Source organism: Pseudomonas sp. HP_12, assembly GCF_055283955.1.
In genome coordinates, this window is sequence record NZ_JBTOQG010000059.1 from 128,016 (window position 1) to 147,798 (window position 19,783).

General features: G+C 61.6%; 22 protein-coding genes. 15 read left to right on the plus strand and 7 right to left on the minus strand.

The genetic code is table 11. The annotated features are described in order from the left end of the window. The first annotated feature begins 47 nt into the window (after positions 1 to 47). Positions 48 to 728 carry a GntR family transcriptional regulator gene (locus ACYASU_RS23205; protein ID WP_192172554.1) on the plus strand — a complete coding sequence of 227 codons (681 nt, stop codon included), beginning with the start codon at positions 48 to 50 and terminating at the stop codon, positions 726 to 728. 220 nt (positions 729 to 948) lie between these two features. Here ACYASU_RS23205 and ACYASU_RS23210 read toward each other — a convergent pair whose 3' ends face one another. Beyond that, the gene (locus tag ACYASU_RS23210) at positions 949 to 1,275 is read right to left on the minus strand and encodes an NIPSNAP family protein (protein ID WP_192172555.1); all 327 of its coding nucleotides are present in this window, start codon (positions 1,273 to 1,275) and stop codon (positions 949 to 951) included. Positions 1,276 to 1,467: 192 nt separating this feature from the next. On the opposite strand from ACYASU_RS23210, the gene ACYASU_RS23215 reads away from it, so the two are divergent. From ACYASU_RS23215 to ACYASU_RS23265, 11 genes are all read left to right on the plus strand, one after another. Next, on the plus strand, positions 1,468 to 2,349 hold the full coding sequence (locus ACYASU_RS23215) for an NAD(P)-dependent oxidoreductase (RefSeq protein ID WP_463584208.1): 882 nt from the start codon (positions 1,468 to 1,470) through the stop codon (positions 2,347 to 2,349). A gap of 14 nt (positions 2,350 to 2,363) precedes the next feature. Next, a complete protein-coding gene (locus ACYASU_RS23220) occupies positions 2,364 to 3,791 on the plus strand; it encodes an aldehyde dehydrogenase family protein (RefSeq protein ID WP_463584209.1) in 1,428 nt (475 codons plus the stop codon). 92 nt (positions 3,792 to 3,883) lie between these two features. Beyond that, on the plus strand, positions 3,884 to 4,288 hold the full coding sequence (locus tag ACYASU_RS23225; RefSeq protein WP_463584210.1) for a carboxymuconolactone decarboxylase family protein: 405 nt from the start codon (positions 3,884 to 3,886) through the stop codon (positions 4,286 to 4,288). 49 nt (positions 4,289 to 4,337) lie between these two features. Continuing rightward, positions 4,338 to 5,678 (plus strand): MFS transporter, encoded by a 1,341-nt coding sequence (locus tag ACYASU_RS23230; RefSeq protein ID WP_346625748.1) that lies wholly within the window; start codon positions 4,338 to 4,340, stop codon positions 5,676 to 5,678. A gap of 27 nt (positions 5,679 to 5,705) precedes the next feature. Further along, positions 5,706 to 6,629 carry an NAD(P)-dependent oxidoreductase gene (locus ACYASU_RS23235; protein ID WP_423574289.1) on the plus strand — a complete coding sequence of 308 codons (924 nt, stop codon included), beginning with the start codon at positions 5,706 to 5,708 and terminating at the stop codon, positions 6,627 to 6,629. Continuing rightward, complete coding sequence (locus tag ACYASU_RS23240; RefSeq protein WP_463584211.1) at positions 6,626 to 7,015, plus strand: cupin domain-containing protein; 390 nt, start codon at positions 6,626 to 6,628, stop codon at positions 7,013 to 7,015. Before ACYASU_RS23235 ends, ACYASU_RS23240 begins: the two co-directional genes overlap by 4 nt. 147 nt (positions 7,016 to 7,162) lie before the next feature. Beyond that, positions 7,163 to 7,927 carry a carboxymuconolactone decarboxylase family protein gene (locus ACYASU_RS23245; protein WP_463584212.1) on the plus strand — a complete coding sequence of 255 codons (765 nt, stop codon included), beginning with the start codon at positions 7,163 to 7,165 and terminating at the stop codon, positions 7,925 to 7,927. An 80-nt stretch (positions 7,928 to 8,007) separates the two neighbouring features. Continuing rightward, positions 8,008 to 8,847 (plus strand): N-acyl homoserine lactonase family protein, encoded by an 840-nt coding sequence (locus tag ACYASU_RS23250; RefSeq protein ID WP_423574291.1) that lies wholly within the window; start codon positions 8,008 to 8,010, stop codon positions 8,845 to 8,847. Next, positions 8,844 to 9,611 carry an SDR family NAD(P)-dependent oxidoreductase gene (locus ACYASU_RS23255; RefSeq protein WP_423574292.1) on the plus strand — a complete coding sequence of 256 codons (768 nt, stop codon included), beginning with the start codon at positions 8,844 to 8,846 and terminating at the stop codon, positions 9,609 to 9,611. The genes ACYASU_RS23250 and ACYASU_RS23255 overlap by 4 nt, the downstream gene beginning before the upstream one ends. Positions 9,612 to 9,672: 61 nt before the next feature. Continuing rightward, a complete protein-coding gene (locus ACYASU_RS23260; RefSeq protein WP_463584213.1) occupies positions 9,673 to 11,013 on the plus strand; it encodes an MmgE/PrpD family protein in 1,341 nt (446 codons plus the stop codon). Between the two features lie 17 nt (positions 11,014 to 11,030). Then, a complete protein-coding gene (locus tag ACYASU_RS23265; protein ID WP_463584214.1) occupies positions 11,031 to 11,912 on the plus strand; it encodes an NAD(P)-dependent oxidoreductase in 882 nt (293 codons plus the stop codon). Between the two features lie 218 nt (positions 11,913 to 12,130). On the opposite strand, the gene ACYASU_RS23270 is transcribed toward ACYASU_RS23265, so the two are convergent. Genes ACYASU_RS23270 through ACYASU_RS23285 form a run of 4 tightly spaced genes read right to left on the minus strand, consistent with a single transcriptional unit; the run spans position 12,131 to position 13,924 of the window. Further along, complete coding sequence (locus tag ACYASU_RS23270) at positions 12,131 to 12,301, minus strand: DUF1289 domain-containing protein (protein WP_369305382.1); 171 nt, start codon at positions 12,299 to 12,301, stop codon at positions 12,131 to 12,133. A gap of 2 nt (positions 12,302 to 12,303) precedes the next feature. Beyond that, entirely contained in the window at positions 12,304 to 12,660 is a 357-nt protein-coding gene (locus ACYASU_RS23275; protein ID WP_463584299.1) for a hypothetical protein, read from the minus strand. A gap of 32 nt (positions 12,661 to 12,692) precedes the next feature. Further along, entirely contained in the window at positions 12,693 to 13,628 is a 936-nt protein-coding gene (dmeF, locus tag ACYASU_RS23280; protein ID WP_463584215.1) for a CDF family Co(II)/Ni(II) efflux transporter DmeF, read from the minus strand. Between the two features lie 20 nt (positions 13,629 to 13,648). Next, positions 13,649 to 13,924 (minus strand): metal/formaldehyde-sensitive transcriptional repressor, encoded by a 276-nt coding sequence (locus ACYASU_RS23285; RefSeq protein WP_463584216.1) that lies wholly within the window; start codon positions 13,922 to 13,924, stop codon positions 13,649 to 13,651. Between the two features lie 286 nt (positions 13,925 to 14,210). On the opposite strand from ACYASU_RS23285, the gene ACYASU_RS23290 reads away from it, so the two are divergent. Genes ACYASU_RS23290 through ACYASU_RS23300 form a run of 3 tightly spaced genes read left to right on the plus strand, consistent with a single transcriptional unit; the run spans position 14,211 to position 18,051 of the window. After that, a complete protein-coding gene (locus tag ACYASU_RS23290; protein ID WP_463584217.1) occupies positions 14,211 to 15,104 on the plus strand; it encodes an SH3 domain-containing protein in 894 nt (297 codons plus the stop codon). 20 nt (positions 15,105 to 15,124) lie between these two features. Further along, entirely contained in the window at positions 15,125 to 17,017 is a 1,893-nt protein-coding gene (locus ACYASU_RS23295) for a hypothetical protein (protein WP_463584218.1), read from the plus strand. Next, a complete protein-coding gene (locus ACYASU_RS23300; RefSeq protein ID WP_463584219.1) occupies positions 17,014 to 18,051 on the plus strand; it encodes a hypothetical protein in 1,038 nt (345 codons plus the stop codon). Before ACYASU_RS23295 ends, ACYASU_RS23300 begins: the two co-directional genes overlap by 4 nt. A gap of 127 nt (positions 18,052 to 18,178) precedes the next feature. Here the strand turns inward: ACYASU_RS23300 and ACYASU_RS23305 are convergent, their stop codons facing one another. Together ACYASU_RS23305 and ACYASU_RS23310 are read right to left on the minus strand one after the other, a co-directional pair. After that, positions 18,179 to 18,940 (minus strand): YoaK family protein, encoded by a 762-nt coding sequence (locus ACYASU_RS23305; RefSeq protein ID WP_463584220.1) that lies wholly within the window; start codon positions 18,938 to 18,940, stop codon positions 18,179 to 18,181. Positions 18,941 to 19,039: 99 nt separating this feature from the next. After that, positions 19,040 to 19,759, minus strand: coding sequence for a Crp/Fnr family transcriptional regulator (locus tag ACYASU_RS23310; protein ID WP_346629016.1), 720 nt, complete (start codon positions 19,757 to 19,759; stop codon positions 19,040 to 19,042). Between the last annotated feature and the right edge of the window lie 24 nt (positions 19,760 to 19,783).

Here is a 19,783-nt window from a genome sequence, read left to right on the forward strand (position 1 = left end):
CCAAGAGGGTCTCCATCACGGCATTTACAGGTCATCAGGGATACAGCATGAAAGTACTACGTCAGGCATCGTCCTTGCGGCATCAAGTGCAGGATGCACTGCGCAACGAAATCATCTCGGGGCGTTTCAAACCCGGCGATCGTCTGGTCGAGCAACAGCTTTACACGGCCCTGGACGTTAGCCGCACGTCGTTGCGCGAAGCGTTGCGGCAGCTCGAAGCCGAAGGCCTGGTGGAGCAGGTGCCCCATCGCGGCGCCTATGTCGCTTCGGTGGATGCCAAAGATGCGGTGCAAATCTATGACGTGCGCGGTGCGCTGGAAGTCCTGGCCGTGCGCAACTTCGTTCGTTACGCCACCGACGAAGACGTGGGCGAATTGAGTGAAGTTTTCGACGAATTCGCCGAACAGTCGCGCACCACCAGCGTCGATGGCACAGCCTTGCTGGACATCAAACGACGCTTCTACCACGTCCTCCTCGACATCGAACAAAGCCGCGTCGTCGGTAGCATGCTCGAACAGCTCAACAACCGCGTCAGCCTTCTGCGCGCCTTGTCATTGGGCCGGGAAGGGCGCATGCCTCACACCCTCGCCGAACTCAAGGAAATCGTCCGCAACATCCAGCTGCGCGATGAAGAAAGTGCCTGCGCTGCGGCATTGCTCCACGTCGAGAACGCTTCGAAAAACGTCCTTGAACTGCTGGCAGCGACAGGGGCGCATGCCGTCGAGTAACGGTTCGCCGCCTTACGTCGACAGCACGCGATGCGGTGATGTCACGAGTCGCGAGGACAGCACAGGAGCATGTCAGACGCCTTGTCTGGCAGACCTTCGCCATTCACTGCGGTCTTGCCTCCAGCGGCGCCGACAGGTGTCGCGTCAACCCTGACTGGAGTCCGCTCACGCAGCCGTTACCGCAGCAACGGATATTCAAACGACCTTCAGCGCTCTCCTTTCATCGCAACGCCGAATACCCCGTCGGCGCCATGAACTGCACCTCGATCCGCTCCACGATAATCGCCTGGGCTTCAGTCGCCGCGCGTTTGGCGATCCACTCGGCGTCCGCCTGAAACGCATTCCACTTCGTCTCGCGCTCGGCCAGGCTCTCCCACTGCAACAGGTACGTCAGCGACTGATTGGTCGCCCCCGTCAGGTTGGTCCAGAAGCCGACCTGCCTGATCCCGTACTTCTCGAAAAATCCCAGCGTCGTGCTGGTGAACCGGTCATGCAATGCAGGCAGGCGGCCGGGAGCACAGTGATAGGTGCGCAATTCAACGATCATTTTTCTTCTCCTGTTAGGGCTGCTGACAAAAGTTGCGAGCAGGTGCCGCTGGTAAGAAAACGTAAATTATCCTATTGACCGATTGTATGACAGCCCTATAGTTTTATTTCACCTGCTGGTGAACGTCACGCAGGAAAGGCTGACGCCGCCTCGACGCCATTGACAAGAACATAAAAATCAAAGGGCACGGACATGACGCAACCGCAACGTATCGGCTTCATCGGATTGGGCATGATGGGCACTCCCATGACGGCCTGCCTGGCCAAAGCCGGCTTTGAACTGTTTCTCGCTGACGCCGACGCCGGCCGTCTGCGTGACGTGCAGGCGACCCTGAACGCCAGCGCGCTCACCGCCGAGAACGCTAAATCCCTCGACATCCTCATCACCATGCTGCCGAACTCGGACATCGTCGAGCGTGTGTTGCTGGGCGAAGACGGCTGGGCCGCGTCCCTCGCGCCGCAGGCTGTGGTGATCGACATGAGTTCTTCGGAACCCGCGCGTTCCCGTGAACTGGGGCAGCGTCTCAAGACACTCAACCTGCACTACCTCGACGCGCCCGTTTCGGGAGGAGTGAAGCGCGCCGTGGACGGCAGCCTGGCGATTCTGGTGGGGGGCGATGCCGAGGTCCTGCAGCGTTGCCGCCCGGTGCTCGACGCCATGGGCAAGAACATCCTGCACATCGGCGACGCCGGTTCGGGTCATGCGGCCAAGGCGCTGAACAATTTCGTGTCGGCAGCGGGCTTGATGGCCACGGTCGAGGCGCTGCATGTCGCCAAACGCTTCGGCATCGACCCCGGCGTCATGGTCGACGTGCTCAATGCCTCGAGCGGCGGCAGTAACACCTCGCTGAACAAGGCCAGGCAATTCATGCTTAGCGGCACCTTTGGCTCGGGCTTTTCGATGCAACTGATGAACAAGGACCTGAAAATCGCCAAGGGGCTTTCGGACGCGCTGGATTACCCGATGATCTTCGGCCAGAGCGCGATCAAGGTCTGGAACGACGTGGCGCAGGATGCCACGCCTGCCACGGACCACACCGAGATGTACCGCATGCTGGCCAGGGAAGGCGAGTGAAGGAGTCCGATGCCATGTCAAACGCTGACAGGTTTTACATCGACGGGCGCTGGGTCGAACCGGCGTCGCCCTCATGGTTCGACATCATTGATCCGGCCACCGAAACCGTGGTGGAGCGCCTGGCGTTGGGCGATGCCACCGACGTTGACCAGGCCGTGGCTGCCGCTCGCAAAGCGCTGCCGGGTTACGCCCGGACGTCCGTCGCCGAGCGCATCGCGCTGCTGCAGCGCATCGTCTCGATCTACGAGCGTCGTCAAGAAGAATTCGCTCAGGCGATGCGCGTCGAGATGGGCGCACCCATCACGTTTTCCCGCAAATTTCAGGTGCCGCGCGGTTGGCTGCACCTCAATCAACTGATCGATGTGCTGCAACGCTTTCAGTTCGAAGAAACTCAAGGCACTACCTTGATCCGGCATGAACCCGTGGGTGTCTGCGGCCTGATCACCCCGTGGAACTGGCCGATCAACCAGATCGTGGTCAAGGTCGGGCCTGCCCTTGCGGCGGGTTGCACCATGGTCCTCAAGCCCAGCGAATATTCACCGCTGAGCAGCCTGCTGTTTGCGCAAGTGCTGGACGAGGCGGGCGTGCCACCGGGTGTGTTCAATCTGGTCAACGGCGACGGGCCGGGAGTGGGCGCCGCATTGTCGGCACACCCGGACATCGACATGCTGTCGTTCACCGGCTCGACCCGCGCGGGCGTGCTGGTGGCCAGATCGGCCGCCGATACGGTCAAGCGCGTGGCGCAGGAACTGGGCGGCAAGTCGGCGAACATCCTGCTGGACGACGTTGACCTGCAGGATGCCGTGACCCGCGGTGTCGCCGCCTGTTTCACCAACAGCGGTCAGTCGTGCTCGATCCCGACGCGCATGCTGATCCCGCGCCACCTGATGGACGACGCCATCCAGATTGCCAAGGCTGCCGCCGAAGGCTATAGCGTGGGGCCCACGACGGATGAAAATACCCAGCTCGGCCCGCTGGTCAACCGGGCGCAATGGCGTCGGGTGCAAGCAATGATTCAAAGCGGTATCGACGAAGGTGCGCAATTGGTGACGGGTGGGGTTGGACTGCCGCCGGGCATCGAGAAGGGCTACTACGCCAGACCGACTGTGTTTGCCAACGTGGCGCCGGACATGACCATTGCTCAGGAAGAAATCTTCGGGCCCGTGCTGTCGATGATTACCTACGACAGCGAAGCGCACGCGCTTGCCATCGCCAACGGCACCCACTACGGCCTGGCGGCGTACGTGCAATCGGCCGATCAACAGCGTGCGCGTCAGGTTGCCCGCCAGTTACAGGCCGGCAGCGTGCATGTGAATTACCCGCCAGCCGATTTCGCCGCGCCGTTCGGGGGCGTGAAGCGCTCCGGTAATGGCCGCGAATGGGGCGAGTACGGCTTGCGCGAGTACCTGGAAGTCAAGTCTGTGGTGGGCTACGGCAACTGAGCTGGCCAACCGCTTCGCCGCACGGCTGAAAAAAATTTGCCCGTTTCAACTGTATGACAATCAGTCGATCGTACGAAAAAGGTGAGAAGAACATGAGTGACAACGCGAACCACACTGAACGCTTCAACCAGGGCTTCAATAACCGCAAGGAAGTGCTCGGCGACCGCCATGTCGAGAAATCCTGGGCGGCGGCCGACGACTTCAACCGGCCCATGCAGAAGATGGTCACGGAGGTCTGCTGGGGCGAGATCTGGGGCGACCCGACGCTCTCGTTCAAGACCCGCAGCATCATCAACATCGCGATGCTGACTGCCATGAGCCAGCACCATGAACTGGGCATTCACGTACGCGGCGCCTTGCGCAATGGTGTGACCCGGGAAGAAATCCGCGCCGTGCTGATGCAGGCGGCGGTGTACTGCGGCGCGCCACTGGGCCTGGCGGCCTTCCGTGTGGCGTCCGAGGCGATCAAGGCCTACGAGGCCGAAACCGCCAGCTGATCGTTCCACCTCCATGCTTGCGTCCGACAATAACTATAAGGAAAACGTCATGAGCACCTACGCCCCAGCCAGATCGGCGGCTGAAACCGAACAGTCGATCGAGCATAAGAGGAGGAACGCCATCAAGGGCGCGTTTTTCTCCGAATACATCGACATGTTCGACATCTACTTGCCGGTGGTGGTGTTGTCCCCGGTGTTGTTCTATTTCCAGCCCGCGCAGCTGTCGCCCGGCATGGCGGCGATTCTGGCCTCGCTGGTGTTCATCACCACGCTGCTGGGCCGCCCCATCGGCGCCTTGCTGTTCGGCATGATCGCTGACAAGACCGGGCGGCGCATGGCGTCGATCTACTCGGTATCCGGCTTCGGCGTGGTCACGCTTCTGATCGCGTTGCTGCCCGGTTATGAAAGCATCGGCATCGCGTCGTACTGGCTGCTGGTGCTGCTGCGTTTCGTCGACGGTATTTTTCTCGGCGGCGGTTACACCGGCGCGATGCCGCTGGCGATCGAGTATTCGAAAAAGCACCAACGCGGGTTCGTGGGCGGCTTGATTATCGCCGGCTTCCCGTTGGCCTACGTCACCATCAACCTGGTGGCGATGCTGATGTTCATGCTGTTCCCCCTCGATGGGCCCGGCTCGCCTTACGTGCAATGGGGCTGGCGCATTCCGTTCGTGATCGGTGCCGTGCTGGCGGGCATGTTGGCGCTGTACTACGTCTACGCGGTGTCGGAATCGGAAATCTGGGAAAGCGAAGCGGGCAACAAACCCCGCGAGAAGCTGCCGCTCACCGATCTGCTGCGGGGCAAAAGCGGGCGCAACCTGCTGCAAGTGTTGCTGATGATGACCGGCTTCTGGCTGACCCAGAACATCATCACCATCTTTCTGCCCACCGGCTTGCTGCGCAACACCTTGCACCTCTCGGGCATGGAGGTCACCGGGACGCTGCTGATCGCCTATTCGGTGCTGTTCTTCAGTTATATCGCGTCCGGCATGATCGGGCAGAAGATCGGCCGTCGGCGCTTCTTCATCATTCTCGGGCCGATCATCGCCACGCTGGGCGCCGCGATCATGTACGTCCTGGCCAACGTCCAGGGGCTCACGCTGCCGGTGATCATCACGCTGGTCTGCGTGCTCTCGGTGCTGGTGACCGCGCCATGGGGCGTGATCGTGACCTACATCAACGAGCGTTTCGTGACCGACGTGCGCGCCACCGGCTTCGGTGTCGGTTTCAGCCTGTCAGTGATCATCCCGTCGTTCTACGCCTTCTACATGGCCTGGCTGGGCGAATTCATGCCGTTCACCGTTACCCCGGCCGTGCTGCTGGTGATCGGCGGCGTGATCGCGACCATCGGCGCCTACATGGGGCCGGAAACCAAAGACGTGGATTTCTAGAATTCTCTGCACGTGAGGAGAGCTGTCGTGAATAGCAAAACCGTGGGTTTCATCGGTCTGGGCAACATGGGCGGGCGCATGACGCGCTGCCTGGTGAATGCCGGGCTGAGCGTGCTCGGCTATGACACCGACGCCGAGCGGGTCAAGGCCGCAGGCGCGCAGGTGGCCGGATCGGTCGCCGACGTGGCGGCCGAGGCCGGCGTTGTGCTGCTGTCGCTGCCTGACAGCAAGGTGGTCGAGGCCGTCGTCGAAGGACCGAACGGACTCCTGGAGCATTGTCGCGAGGGGCAGGTGGTCGTTGATTTGAGCACCGCGGCGGCGAGTTCGACGATGCGTTTGCACGGGCTGTTTGCCGAGCGCGGCGTGCAGTACGTCGACGCCGGGATTTCCGGTGGCGCGGCGGCGGCGGAGAAGGGCGCGCTGACCTTGATGGTCGGTGGCGACAGCGCGACCGTGGACACCCTGGCGTGGGTGTTCAAGCCGATCGCCAGCAAGGTGTTCTTGATGGGCGAAAGCGGTGCCGGCCACACCACCAAACTGCTGAACAACTTCCTCAATGCCGTCAGCCTGGCGGCCACGGCGGAGGTGATGGTCGCCGGCAAGAAGGCGGGTCTCGACCTGCATCGCTTGCTCGACGTATTGAACAGCAGCAGCGGCGTGAATTTCGCCACGCTCAACCGCTTCCCGCACATCGTCGACGGCAATTACCTTGAAGGCGGCCTGACCGGCAAATTGATGACCAAGGACGTGGTGCTGTACCTGGATCGCGTCCGAGAACTGGGCGTCGCTTCGCTCAATGCATCGGGTCCGCTGGCGAGCTTCGGCCTGCAAACGGCGCTCGGCTACGGCGACCTGATCAGCAACCGCGTGGTGGACGCCATCGGCGACCTGTCCGGTGGGGTACGCCTGCACGAATCGGCCATAGAGAACAAGAAAGGAGACAAGGCATGAAAGTTTTTCACGGCGCTGTCGAAGGGGCGATTTCCGAACAGCGTGGCGCGACGTTCACCGGCGTGGTCTGGGCCGACCCGGTCATGCCCACCACGGATGGGGTGACCATCAACAACGTTTCGTTCAACCCCGGGGCGCGCACCTACTGGCATTACCACGAACAGGGGCAGGTGCTGTACGTGACGTCGGGCAGCGGCTGGATCTGTCTGGAAGGCAGCGCGCCACAGCCCATCCGCCAGGGCGACACCGTGTGGATCGGCCCCAACGAGCGGCACTGGCACGGCGCCAATACCACGAACTTCATGGTCCACACCGCGACGTCCATCGGCAAAACCGTGTGGCAGGAATCGGTGGCGGATGTGGATTATCTGCGTGGGACGGATTGAGCCAGGACGCCGTCATCCCCTGTCAGAGCGAATTCATTTGCGAATCGATAGGGCAGACGACAGAGCCCTGTCGGATGTCCCGCCAATCGCGAGTGAATTGGCTCCCGCAGGTCATGCAACGCTTTTCAATGTTCATCGAGGAACACCATGAGCCTCACCGAAAAACAACAACAGGCCAAAGCCGCGTTTGAGCGTCACGGGACCTGGAATGCCGGCTGGGACAGCCTGCTGCGTCTGGACCCCGGTTTTGTCGAAGCCTACGCCGGTTTCGCCTCAGTGCCGTGGCAGAAGAATCACCTGCCGCACAAGGTCAAGTCGTTCGTCGCCCTTGTCGCCAGTGCCAACGCCACACACCTGTTCCAACCCGGCATTCAGGAACACATTCATGCGGCCATTCAGCACGGCGCGACCCGCGAGGAACTGACCGAGGTGCTGGAACTGATCAGCACGGTCGGCATTCACGCCTCCAACGTCGGGGTGCCGGTATTGCTGGAAGTGCTGGAAGAAGAGGGCATGCGCAACGGCCCGGCCCCCCTGGATGCGCGCCGCGAAGCCCTCAAGGCGAGCTTCATCGAAAACCGGGGCTATTGGCATCCGTCCTGGGAGGGCCTGCTGGAACTGGACCCGGAGATGTTCGAGACCTACCTCGAATTTTCCTCGGTGCCATGGCGCACCGGCGTGCTGGAGCCCAAGGTCAAGGAGCTGATGTATTGCGCGTTCGACGCTGCCGCCACGCACCTCTATGTGCCGGGCCTCAAGCTGCACATGCGCAACGCGCTGCGTTACGGCGCGACCAGGGAAGAGATCATGGAAATGCTGGAGATCGTCAGTGTCATCGGCATCCATGGCGCGCAGCTGGCAGCGCCGTTGCTGGAGCAGGCTCTGGAGGCGGCACCCAATAATCCTCGATAACGCTGCGTCCCGACTCCTCTAACAATAACGACGCCGCAAGCCATCAGGCCCTGAACACAGACCTTATCTGGAGTTTCCCCATGAACACGCCATCGACCGTCAGACCGGACTGGACCGACCCCGAAGTGATTGTGGTGCGGTACGGCACCCGGCAGACCACCAAAAGCGAGTGCTATTACAACTTCGGCGCTTACCGCGAACCGGACGCGGCGATGACTATGGACTACTTTTTCTGGATCTTCCGCAGCGCCGAGCAGACCATCGTCATCGACACCGGTTTCAGCCCGGAAGCAGCAATCGCCCGTAAACGGCAACCCGTGGTCGCGCCTGCAGATGCATTGGCTCGCCTTGGCATCGACCCCAAAGACGTCAAATTGCTGGTACTGACTCACGCCCATTACGACCACGCCGGGAACCTGGGCCTGTACCCCAACGCGAAGATCGTCATGTCGCGCAAAGAGTTCGAATTCTGGGGCACCGACATGGGCAAGCGCCCGCAGTACGGCCACCACATCGACCCGCTGGACATCGAACGCATTCAGGCGCTGCACCGCGAAGGCCGCATCACACTGCTCGACACGCCGCAGAACACGCTGATTCCGGGCATTGAGCTGTACGAACTCGGCGGCCATACGCCGGGGCAGATGGCCGTGGTGGTGGAAATGCCCGAAGGCCCGGTGATCCTTGCCTCGGACGCTATTCACTATTACGACGAACTGGAGCAGGACCGGCCGTTCGCGGTGCTTGACAGCCTGGCGGACATGTACCGGGGCTACGAGCGCATTCGTGAATGGTTGCAGCGCCCCGGTGCGGTGGTGATTCCTGGCCATGACCCTGACGTGATGAATCGCTTCGCCCCCGTTGACGCGAGCGATCCCTCGTTCGCGGTGCGTATCGACGCCTACGGAGCCGGAGTATGAATGGGCGCACGGCACTGGTGACCGGGTCGTCGGACGGCCTCGGGCTGGCGATGGGCAAAGGCCTGGCCGCAGCGGGGTATGACGTGGTCCTGCACGGTCTGGCCGCGCCTGACGCGGTGCGCCAGGCCCGTGAGGATCTGCTGCGCTCCCACGATGTGCAGGTGCGTTATGTGCAGGCGGACCTGTCCACGCCAGCGGGCGTCGAGGCGTTGATCGCATCGGCAGGGCGGGTTGACGTGCTGGTGAACAACGCGGTGATCCGGCATTTCGCCCCCCTGGATGAGTTTCCCCTCGCGCGCTGGGATCAGGCCTTGGCGGTGAATGTCACGGCGGCGTTTCTGGCGATTCAGCGGGTGTTGCCGGGAATGCGTGAACGGCGGTGGGGGCGGATTTTCAATCTGTCGTCGGCCTACGGATCGCGGGCCATCGCCAACCGCATCGATTACGTGACCACCAAGACCGCGCTGTTGGGCCTGACCCGCGCCGTGGCGGTGGAAACCCAGGGGCAGGGCATTACGTGCAACGCAGTGTGCCCTGGCTCGGTGCTGACACCCAACATCGAAAGCCGACTGACCGCGCTGATGGCCGAAAAACAGCTCGACCGGCAGGCCGCGACCGTGGAATTCCTGCAAGGCAAACAGGCCACCGGGCGCTTCATCGAGGCCAGTCACGTGGCCGATCTGATCGTCTACCTGTGCAGCGAATCGGCCAGCTCGATCACCGGCGCGACGTTGCCGGTGGATGATGGGTGGATGGCGGGGTGAGCCATGCACCAAAAGCACCCGCAGTGGTGACAGCGTCAGACCTTAAGAAAATGGATACCCCATGACTCAAACCCTAAGCCATCAACTCGCGCAGTTCATCGAACGCGCGACCTGGTCGGACATTCCCGCCCACGTACGACATGAAGCCCATCGCGCGCTGGTCAACTATTTCGCGGTGTCCCTCGCAGGCTGCAGCGACCCGGACGTCGTCAGGGCCGCGACACTGTTTTCGCGCTTCAACGGGGGTGGCGAAGCTCACTTGATTGGCCGCGCTGAGGTCATGGACATGCTCAGCGCGGCGTCGCTGAACGCCATGAGCGCCAACGTCTTCGACTACGACGACACGCACATTCCAACGATCCTGCACCCCACGGCGCCGGTGGCTGCGGCGCTGTTCGCTTTGGCGGAAACCCGCGTGATCAGCGGCGAGCAGCTGCTGCTGGCGTTCGTGCTGGGCGTCGAAGTCGAGTGCCGCATCGCCATGGCCATTTCCCCCGAACATTACCGGCGTGGTTGGCACATCACCGCGACCTGCGGCGTCTTCGGCGCGGCCGCCGCTGTCGGCAAGGTCCTGGGCCTTGATGCCCGGCAACTGGTGTGGGCGTTTGGCAATGCCAGCGCACAGGCCAGCGGGCTGGTGGAAACCCTCGGCAGCGCCGCGAAGAGCATCGGCGTCGGCAACGCCGCGCGCAATGGCCTGCTCTCGGCCTTGCTGGCAAAAGAGGGGTTCGCCGGGCCAGACCAGCCGCTGGAGGGGGAGCGGGGGTTTCTGAACGTCTTCGGCGAGCAGCCACGGCTGGACGAAATAAGCGCAGGGCTGGGCGAGCGCTGGGCCTTGTCGGCCAACACCTACAAGCCCTATCCATGTGGCGTGGTGCTCAACCCGGTGATTCAGGCCTGCCTCGAACTGGGGCGGGATCGCAGCTGGGCGCTCGAGGACATTCAGTGCATCGAACTCACGGGGCATCCTTTATTGCGCCAACGCACGGACCGGCCCGACATACGCCTTGGCCGGGAATCCCAGGTCAGCGCCCAACATGCCGTGGCCGTCAGCCTGGCGACGGGCAGGGCGGGGCTGGCCGAATTCAGCGACGCAGCGGTCAGCGATCAACGGCTGCGCGCGCTGTACGGGCGGTTGCAGTTCGTGGATGACGCCGATTACCCCGTGGAGTCGGCACAGGTGCGCATCGTCTTCCACTCAGGCTCGGTCCTCACCCGAAACCTCGACGTTTCCCTCGGCAGCCTCGATGCGCCGCTCAGTGACCAGTTTCTCGAAGACAAACTGCGCGATCTCAACGCCTATGGCCGTTCGGGGTGCGAGCCGCAACCGTTGATCGACGCGTTGTGGAAACTGGAACACTCAAACGATGCCGGTGCGCTGATGCGTCTGGCGAGTCTCTGACAGGCAGGAAATCCATCATGAGCAATCACCTACTGGGCTTCATCGGCGTCGGCGTCATGGGGCGGCCGATGGCGCGCCGGCTTCTGGAGCAGGGCCACTCGCTGGTCATCTACGACAAGGATCAAGGCGCCCTGGATGAACTTGGCGCTTTGGGTGCGCGAGTCGCGGGCAGCGTACGGGAAGTGGCCGACAGCGCCGAAATCGTCTTCACCAGCCTGCCGAGTCCGGCCGTTTTCAAGGCCGTGGCGCTGGGCGCGGACGGGATCGTCGAGGGCAACGCGGTGCGCATTCTGGTGGACCTTTCCACCGTCGGTTCCCGGGCCGAGCAGGAAGTCGCCCAAGGGCTGTCGGCGAAAGGCATCGACACCGTTGACGCGCCTGTCAGCGGCGGCGCAGCGGGCGCAGAAAAGGGCACGTTGGCGCTGATGGTGGCGGGCAAACGGGGGGCAGTCGAGCGAGTGCGTGCGTTGTTCGACGTGTTCGGCAAGGTGTTCATCGTTGGCGAACAGCCCGGGCAGGGGCAGTTGCTCAAGCTGCTCAACAACATGCTCTCGACCACCGCGTTCGCCATCACCAGCGAAGCCTTCGTCGCAGGCGTGAAAGGCGGGCTGGACCCCGGAGTCATGATGGCGGTGATCAACGCGGGCAGCGGCAAGAACGGCGCGACGATGGACAAATTTCCCAAACACGTCCTGCCCGGCACCTTCGACTTTGGCTTTCCGATTTCAAGCGTGTGCAAGGACATCGGATTGGCCGTCGAGGAATGCCAGGCGCTGGGCGTGCCGATGTGGCTGGGCAACGCGGCGCGTCAACTGTGGAACGTGGCCGCGCAACAGGACGGCGGCGGACGTGACCTCACCGATCTGGTGCGCACCGTGGAGGGCTGGTCGAATCGCTGAGACCTCAGCAACCGGTATGGAGCGCTTGGGTCTAAGCCCATCAGGGCCATCGCTCCCAGGCATCGCCCTTGGCGGGGAAGGGCGCTGGCCTGATTCTGCAGGACGCCCGATCTTGTTGCCTTACTCCAGGGTAAAACCTCTTGATGGCCCGTTTATGGCCCAGCTACTTGCACGCTGGGCCCACGGCGGCCATTCAGGAGGAACGACCCTCCCCATGCTCATTTCAACGCTTTCAAACGCACACTCGCCCTTTGCACGGCCGCCATTTTTTCAGGGCGCTTCATGCGTTTCCACTTTCTGATGTCTTCCTTGGTCCGGCCACAACTCACACACAGATCACCCCTGAGCTGGCACACAGCGATGCACGGATTTTCGATTTCCTTCGCCATCGTCAGTGATCCTTAGCCAGTCGCGTCTGCCAGTTGCCACTGTGACTGCGCTGGCATTCTTCCTCAGAGTCAAAGCGGACATTGCGATCTGACAGCTTCAGATCGATGCCGGCTTCATTCAACGCAATGGCCGTCAGCTCAAAAAGGCGAGCCTTCGCTTCAACCTGAGCGAGCTTGCTGTCCGCGAGCGTTTCGAACACCCAGATCACCTTCAGGGTTTCGGCCAACGCCTCCAGGTCAGCAAGGTGGGTCAGCCAGGTGAAGCCTTTGATTTCACCTTTTGCGGTTTCGCACGCGTCGGTCAGCGTCGCAATTAACCGACGTTCGATTCGCGCCCGTTCACGTTTGCCGGGTGGCATCGCAATTTCCTTTTGATTAGGGGCAGAGGTGCTCAATCAACCGATCGAAATTCGACCGTCAGATGCCTGACCTCATGGACCGGCAGGAGGCGTTCTCGAATGGTGTCGGCGTTCGCAGTGGCCGCGCCAAGCACGCTGACGATGGCCGCATGGGCTTGGGGGCCAACCCGCCAGACGTGCAAGTCGGTGATCGTGCCATCCCCCGGTTCTTCAACCAACTGCCGGATCTCCTCGGCAACGTGTGCGTCAGTCTGATCGAGCAATACGCCTGTGGTGACGCTCATCAAGGACCATGCCCACCGCGCGATAACGATGGCGCCGACGATGCCCATGGCCGGGTCCAGCCACACCCAGCCCAGGTAGCGACCGGCGAGCAGTGCAGCGATGGCCAGCACCGACGTCAGCGCGTCTGCGAGGACGTGGACATAGGCCGATTTCAGATTGTTGTCGTTGCCATGATTGGCATGGTTATGACCGTGATCATCATGATGATGGCCATGATCGTGTTCGTGACTGTGCCCGTGGCCCAGCAACAGGGCGCTGACGATGTTGACCATCAACCCGGCAATCGCGATGAGGGTAGCGGTGCCGAACTGAACGTCCGTTGGCTGCAAGAGGCGCATGACGGACTCGATGCCGATCCCCAGGGAAACCATACCGAGAATCAGCGCCGACGCAAACCCGCCCAGATCTCCAACCTTTCCTGTGCCGAAGCTGTAACGCTGGCTGGACGCGTTACGCTTGGCATACCCGTAGGCGGCCGCGGCGATGCCCAATGCACCGGCATGGGTGGCCATGTGAAAACCATCGGCCAGCAACGCCATCGAGCCCGTGACATACCCGGCGGCGATTTCACCCACCATCATCACAACCGTCAGGGCCACCACCCACAGTGTGCGCCTGGCATTTTCATCGTGGGCTGAGCCGAGGAACACGTGGTCGTGTGCGTAGTTGATGCTGCTGTTCATGAGTGAGCGCCGGGATGTGTTCACTTGGAATAACGACGAATGGCTTCAAGAAGCTCTTCGACACCTTTGCTGCGCTCGGCTTCGCTGAGACCCGAATCCGCAATATGCGCGCGGGCGTGGTCTTCAATGATCTCCTCCATCAAGCCGTTGATGGCCCCCCTAGTGGCGGCGACAAGGTGCAGTGTTCTGGCGCAGTCGAGATCCGACTCCAATGCCCGTTCGACGGCCTGGAGTTGTCCGGCGATGCGCTTAACACGCTTGAGAAGATCGTTTTTGTTTGCTGCGATATGACCCATCGGATACCCCCTGCCTGGACAGAATGCAGCATAGGGGTACCCCCTATCCCTATGCAAGGCTCGTTTGGAAGCGGAGCGTTGGCTGGCTGATGCAGTCGTAAAGGCTGTTGCTCCAGTCGCAGCCCGCTGTTCTTCCCCCGAACCGCCTGTCAGCCATAAAAACGGTTGTGACTCTTTTGGAATTTGTGTGTAATCCGCGCACTTCTTCAGGGATGAAGGCCAATCAACGATTTCACCGTGCTAACTCATCCCTGCATATCTCTCCTTCACCTCAGAGGACTGTGCGATGGGTTTGGCAAAAAAGGCCACTGCTGCGTTGCTCGTGTTGAGCATTGGTTTTTCATCCGGTTGCGCCACGTCGGGTCCCGACTGGGCTAACAAGGAAAACATTGGCACCGTAATCGGCGGCGCCGCTGGTGTGCTGATCGGCAGCCGCATCGGCGGCGGAGGCGGGCGAACCGCAGCGATGTTGATCGGCGGCCTGGCTGGCGCATTGCTGGGCAAAACCATCGGCGCGAAGATGGATGAAACCGACCGTCTGGCCCTCGCTGCACAAACCCAGCAAGTCCTCAACAGAAACCAGGACGGCCAGGCCGCTACCTGGCAGTCCAATCACAGCGGCAGCAGCGCGCAAATCACCCCGGTGAGTACCGAAACGCAGTCGCGGCAGGTGGCGGTAAAGCGCCTGCCGAAGATTCAGCCGGTCACCGACATGACCGTGATCAATAAACCCTACCGCACCATCAAGTCGGCCAACCTGCGCAGCGCGCCGGACAGCAGCGCCGAAAAAGCGGGTGGGTTACCCCCGAGTTCGACGTTCACCGCCTTGGGCCGCACCCACAATGACTGGATCATGGTCGGCCGCCGTGGCGTCACCGTAGGCTATGTGTATGCCCCTCTGGTGGAGGCCGTTGCGCCCAAACCCATGGCGGTTGCCAGCAGTGCTGCCACACAAGGCTCCGCCGACAACGCCACTGACCTGGACAACCTCGACGTTGCCAGCGCCGCCAAGCAAGGCGTGGACCTTGACGCCATCGATGCCAAACCGGTGGAAGACAAACTGACCGCGCAGACGACGTGCCGCACGATTACCTACGACGTGAAAGCCAAGGACAGTCAGGCTGAGAAGCAAACCGTCAAGGCCTGCCAGGCGGGTGACGGCGCCTGGGAACTGATTTGATGAACAGCTTAAGCAAACTGTTGCCACTGACCCTGTTGGCGCTTGCCGTGTGCCCAAATGCCCATGCTGCTGCCTATCGGCTGGCCTTTTCCAAGGGCGAGAACGTCGAAGTCTTCGTGGACCATGCCGACAATCAGCCGTGGTGCACGAATCCGCTGGCGCTGCGTTTTGCCTTCGCCGGCAAGCCGGACAACGATGCCGTCGCGCGCCTGCTGCCCAAACTCGGCGGCCTGCTGGCCAGCCAGTGCCCAAGTGCTGCCACGGTGAACTGGAAAAGCTACAACGCCCAAGGCCAGATCGTTGCCAATGGGGTGGCTGCCAAGGCGGAAGAATGGTCCAGCCATGTCGTCGTGGCTGACATGCCGGCCGTGCCAGCAGCCGAGGTTGCCGCTGCGCCTGTCTCCGAGCCAAACCCGGCCCCGGTGCCGCCCGTTCCTGCTCCCGTTGCAGCTGTAGCCCCAGTCCAGCCGCCAGTTCCTGCACCGGCTGTGACGGAAGATCGAGCTCCATCCCCGGCTCCTTCACCCGTTGTGGCTGCAGATCCAGTCCCACCGCCTGTGCCCGCCGCCGCAGTTCCACAACCGTCTGAATCGGCGCCGGTTCCGCCGTCCCCTGTGCCCAAAACGATCACTCCCGTGACGCCGGCTTTTGCGGTATCCGGCTGGACGCCACCGTCCGAGGCCGACGCGATCAAGGCCGCCACCTTTTTCCTGGAACTCAAAGACCAGAACGGTTGCCTGTTTCGTACCACCTACAAGCCAGACGGTGACACCCGCTTCGTGAGTGCAAAATCCACGGGTGTTACCTGCGGTTCCGATGGCTACGCTGCAGGTGAGGGGGCAGTCGTGGTGCTACGGGCAGACGGGGTGAAGCTGAAGGAATACGAAGGCAGTTTTCATCAAGGCATCCCGTTCAACAAACAAGCGCCGCAGCTTCCTATCGTAGGCTTTGATGACCAGAAAAACGCCCTGATGCTGCTCACCAGTGACCCGGCCAGTGGCATACATTATCTGCTGCGAGCGTCTTACAGCTGGAGTGGCTATTGGGATACGCGCAGTCCGGCGCTGGTGGCTGTGACCGAAAACCAGGAGCTTTTCCGCCAGCTTGAAACCATTAAAACCACGGTGTTCACCGCCCTGAGCGCTCTGGACCAGGTCCAGCCGAAAACTCCGAACGTCAACTTCATCGCCGTTCGAGACGTGCCGCAGGGCCTTGTGAAGAATGACCGCGACAGCTGGCTGTATGAATCCAATATCAACCGGAACTGGGGCACCAAAAGCTGGCAGTTCAACCCGCAAAACGCCAACAACTACCTGTTTATGCATGAAGCGCAGCTCGCCGAGCAGAAGCGTGCCGCCGACCGTCAGCGCCAGTACGAAGAGCAGAACAAACGTGAGCAGGCCGGCTACCAGGCCCAGACCCAGCTTCAGCAGTTTGCCCAGCTGAAAACCGAAAGCAGCAACGCTAAATACATCCAGTCTCGATTGCTCACCGACGTCAGCTATACGCCCACTTCCGGAGGAGGGTATGCGCGGCTGGTAGCCGGCGGCAAAGCGCAGTACAGCCAGATTGTGCACATCGTCGGCAAGACAGATGGACGCTGGGAAACCGATTACCCCTATGAGTCGCAACTGGATGTGGTCGGCCCCAACCTTAAGCCTGAGAAGGGCTGGTTCCTGGCCAAAGGCGAGGTCACGGTGGACCCGGTCAAGCGAGACAGCGAAGACCTGCCGCTGACCCTGGTAGCGGTGACTTACCTGCAAGCCTGCGCCGAAGACGGCTGCACCGATTTACGTGATCCGCTGAAAATCATGCGCATGCAGTTGGGCGACGACAGCTGGACGCCCGACGCGGCGCGCCAGGTATTCAAACAGGCCTGGCCTGACCGGAACATTCAGGGGGATGTGCAATGATCCAGAAAAAACTGCTTGTCCCGGCTGCGGCTGTAGTGGTGCTCGCTGCGGGCTATTTTGGCTTGTGTGCCTACGCCGGCAAACAGGCCCAGAAGCGGCTCGATGACTTTGTGTATGACAACCATCTCAATGGGACTGTCAGTTGGGCCTCGGTCAGCTCCTCGCCCTTTGGCGGCAAGGTCGTGATCAAAGGCGTCGAGTTTGGCGAGGGCAAGGCGGGCGGTCTGCGCGCCGATAAAGTCATCGTGACCGACCTGATCAACAACGACAGCCGAAGTCGTGTGCGCATCGAAGCCAGCGGCATACAGGCTTCCAGCAGCTCGCTGCAAAGTCTGCAGGACCTGGGCGGAATGGCTGGCTTGATAGGGATGGGCGGTGGCTCAAGGGGCATGAATAATTTTGGCCCGTTATTAAGCAGCGGCCGCAACGAGCTCAAACCGTTCGACCTCACGCTGTTTCTGGACCTGGATGACGGCGCCACCCGCGCTACGGGTGAGACCTTTGTGGACATGCCAGACCTGTTCACCTTTAGCGCCAGCTACCGCATGGATAACGTCAAGGACCTTCACCGTACGATCAATGACTTGCAGCGCGGCGGCGAGATGGCCGTCTACGGGTTGCTCGGCGGTGCAGCGCAAGGCGTGCAGGCCGCATTCGCCCGAGCCGAATTAAGCGAATTGAACGTCAGTTTCAAGGACAAGGGCATGGTCAAACGCAGCGCATTGCTCGAACAACGCTACGCCACGCCCTTGGACCCGACTGCCGGCAGTGCCGACAAACAGCGCCAGGCCTGGTTCGAGAAAAGCCTCGATAACTGGCAGAAAAGTTGTGAAAGCGGGATGCGGGAAAAAGCCCCGATGCTCAGTGATGGCTGCGAACTGATGGTCAAACTGTTCAAAGGCAAAAACGACGGCATCCAGCTGAGCGTCGACCCCAAAGACCCGGTCCGGGTCATGGACCTGATGAGTCTGTTTGGCGGCGGCAATAGCAGGCAGGTGCTGGAACGGCTGAATCCGGAGGTGAGCTCGCTGTAGGTTCAGCGGGACTGACACTGCTTTCTGTGATCAGGATGACGTGCGTGCTCACTTGTAGAAGCGGTTGGCAACCGTTCGGCTGCTTCGCTTGGCGTGTCGATCCTGTACGGGCACGTCTGCCGACAGGTCACCCACGCACTGCACGCCGGACATACCGCCGCACATCGTCCAGCGCAGGCACAACGGCCAGTACTCCGAGGACCAGCGAGAGCGGCACAGTGGCGATGTACCCGACGTGTTTGAACCCGTACGCACCCACGACCCCTCCGGCGAAAAAGCTCAAGGCCAAGACGGTCAATATTTTCAGGCGCGCACGATTGGCCAGCACGCGCGGTTGCCCGGGCGGTGTGGCGCCATTCCAGTAAAAGAGTTTGCCCAGCTCAATGCCGATGTCGGTGACGATGCCGGTGATGTGCGTGGTTCTGATTTCGGCTTTGGAAACCTTGGTGATGAGGGCATTTTGCAGGCCCATGATGAAGCACAGCAGCATCACGGTCAGCGACACGATCATGCCGTCCAGCGCCGACAGCGTGGCGCCCAGAAAGCCGAAGCAGATCAGCAAAAAAGCTTCTAACAGCAGCGGTAGCGCAAACGCGCTGTGCAGGCGTTTGCGACGGGAGTAGTTGACCATGATGGCTGAACAGGCCGCCCCTGCCATGAAGGACAGCAGGGCGCTGCCCCCGCGCACGACCAGTTCGTACGCACCCAACACCGCGTTGTCGGCCATGGACGAGACGATCCCGGTCATGTGTGAGGTGTACTGCTGAACCGCCAGAAAGCCCCCGGCATTGATGGCCCCGGCCACAAAAGCCAGGGCGAAGCCGAGGTGCCGGTTAGCGGCGGGGGTGCGTCTTCTGCCGGTCAGGCTGCGGATGTATCTGATCGCCATCAAAGGGTCCCGTGGATGCTGAAGTTCCTGAGGCCGTTTTTATCCGATCTGTGCAATCACCGTATCGAGCCTTCAAGACCCTAATGATGACCCGATCACTCACGTTTGTCGGGTGTAGCTCAGCAAGCGGTCGGACTCGGCCTTCACCACTGAATAACATTCGCAGCTCAACTGTTCCAGTCGCGAGCGGTCAAGGACCTTGATCTGGCCCCGGCTATATTCGATGATGCCCTGGCGCTGCAGTTTGCCCGCTGCCTCGGTCACGCCTTCTCTGCGAACACCCAGCATGTTGGCCATGAGTTCCTGGGTCATGGTCAGCTGATTGCCTGCCAGCCGATCCAGCGACAACAGCAACCAGCGGCACAACTGCTGATCGATCGAATGGTGCCGATTGCACAAGCCGGTCTGTGACATTTGCGCAATCAAGGCCTGGGTGTAGCGCAGCATGAGCAGCAACAGGTCGCCGTGACGATCGAACTCTTCCTTGAGTTTATGGCCGGCCAGCCGGAACGCTCCCCCGGCGCTCTGAACAACGGCGCGGCTGGACGTGCTCTCGCCGCCCATGAACACCGCGATGCCGACAAGCCCTTCGTTGCCGACCACGGCGATCTCTGCCGAGGCGCCGCTTTCAGTGACCTGCAGCAGGGACACGATCGAGTCGGTGGGAAAGTACACATGACGCAAGGTGTCCCCGGGCTCATACAGCACCTCGCCCAATACCAGAACCACCCATTCCATGTGCGGCGCCAGCCGACTGAGTTCTTCATCGGCCAGCGCAGCCAGCAAGTGATTGTCGATCGGCTGCGGCGCGGTGCACATACGGAAACTCCGGAAGAGGGGACG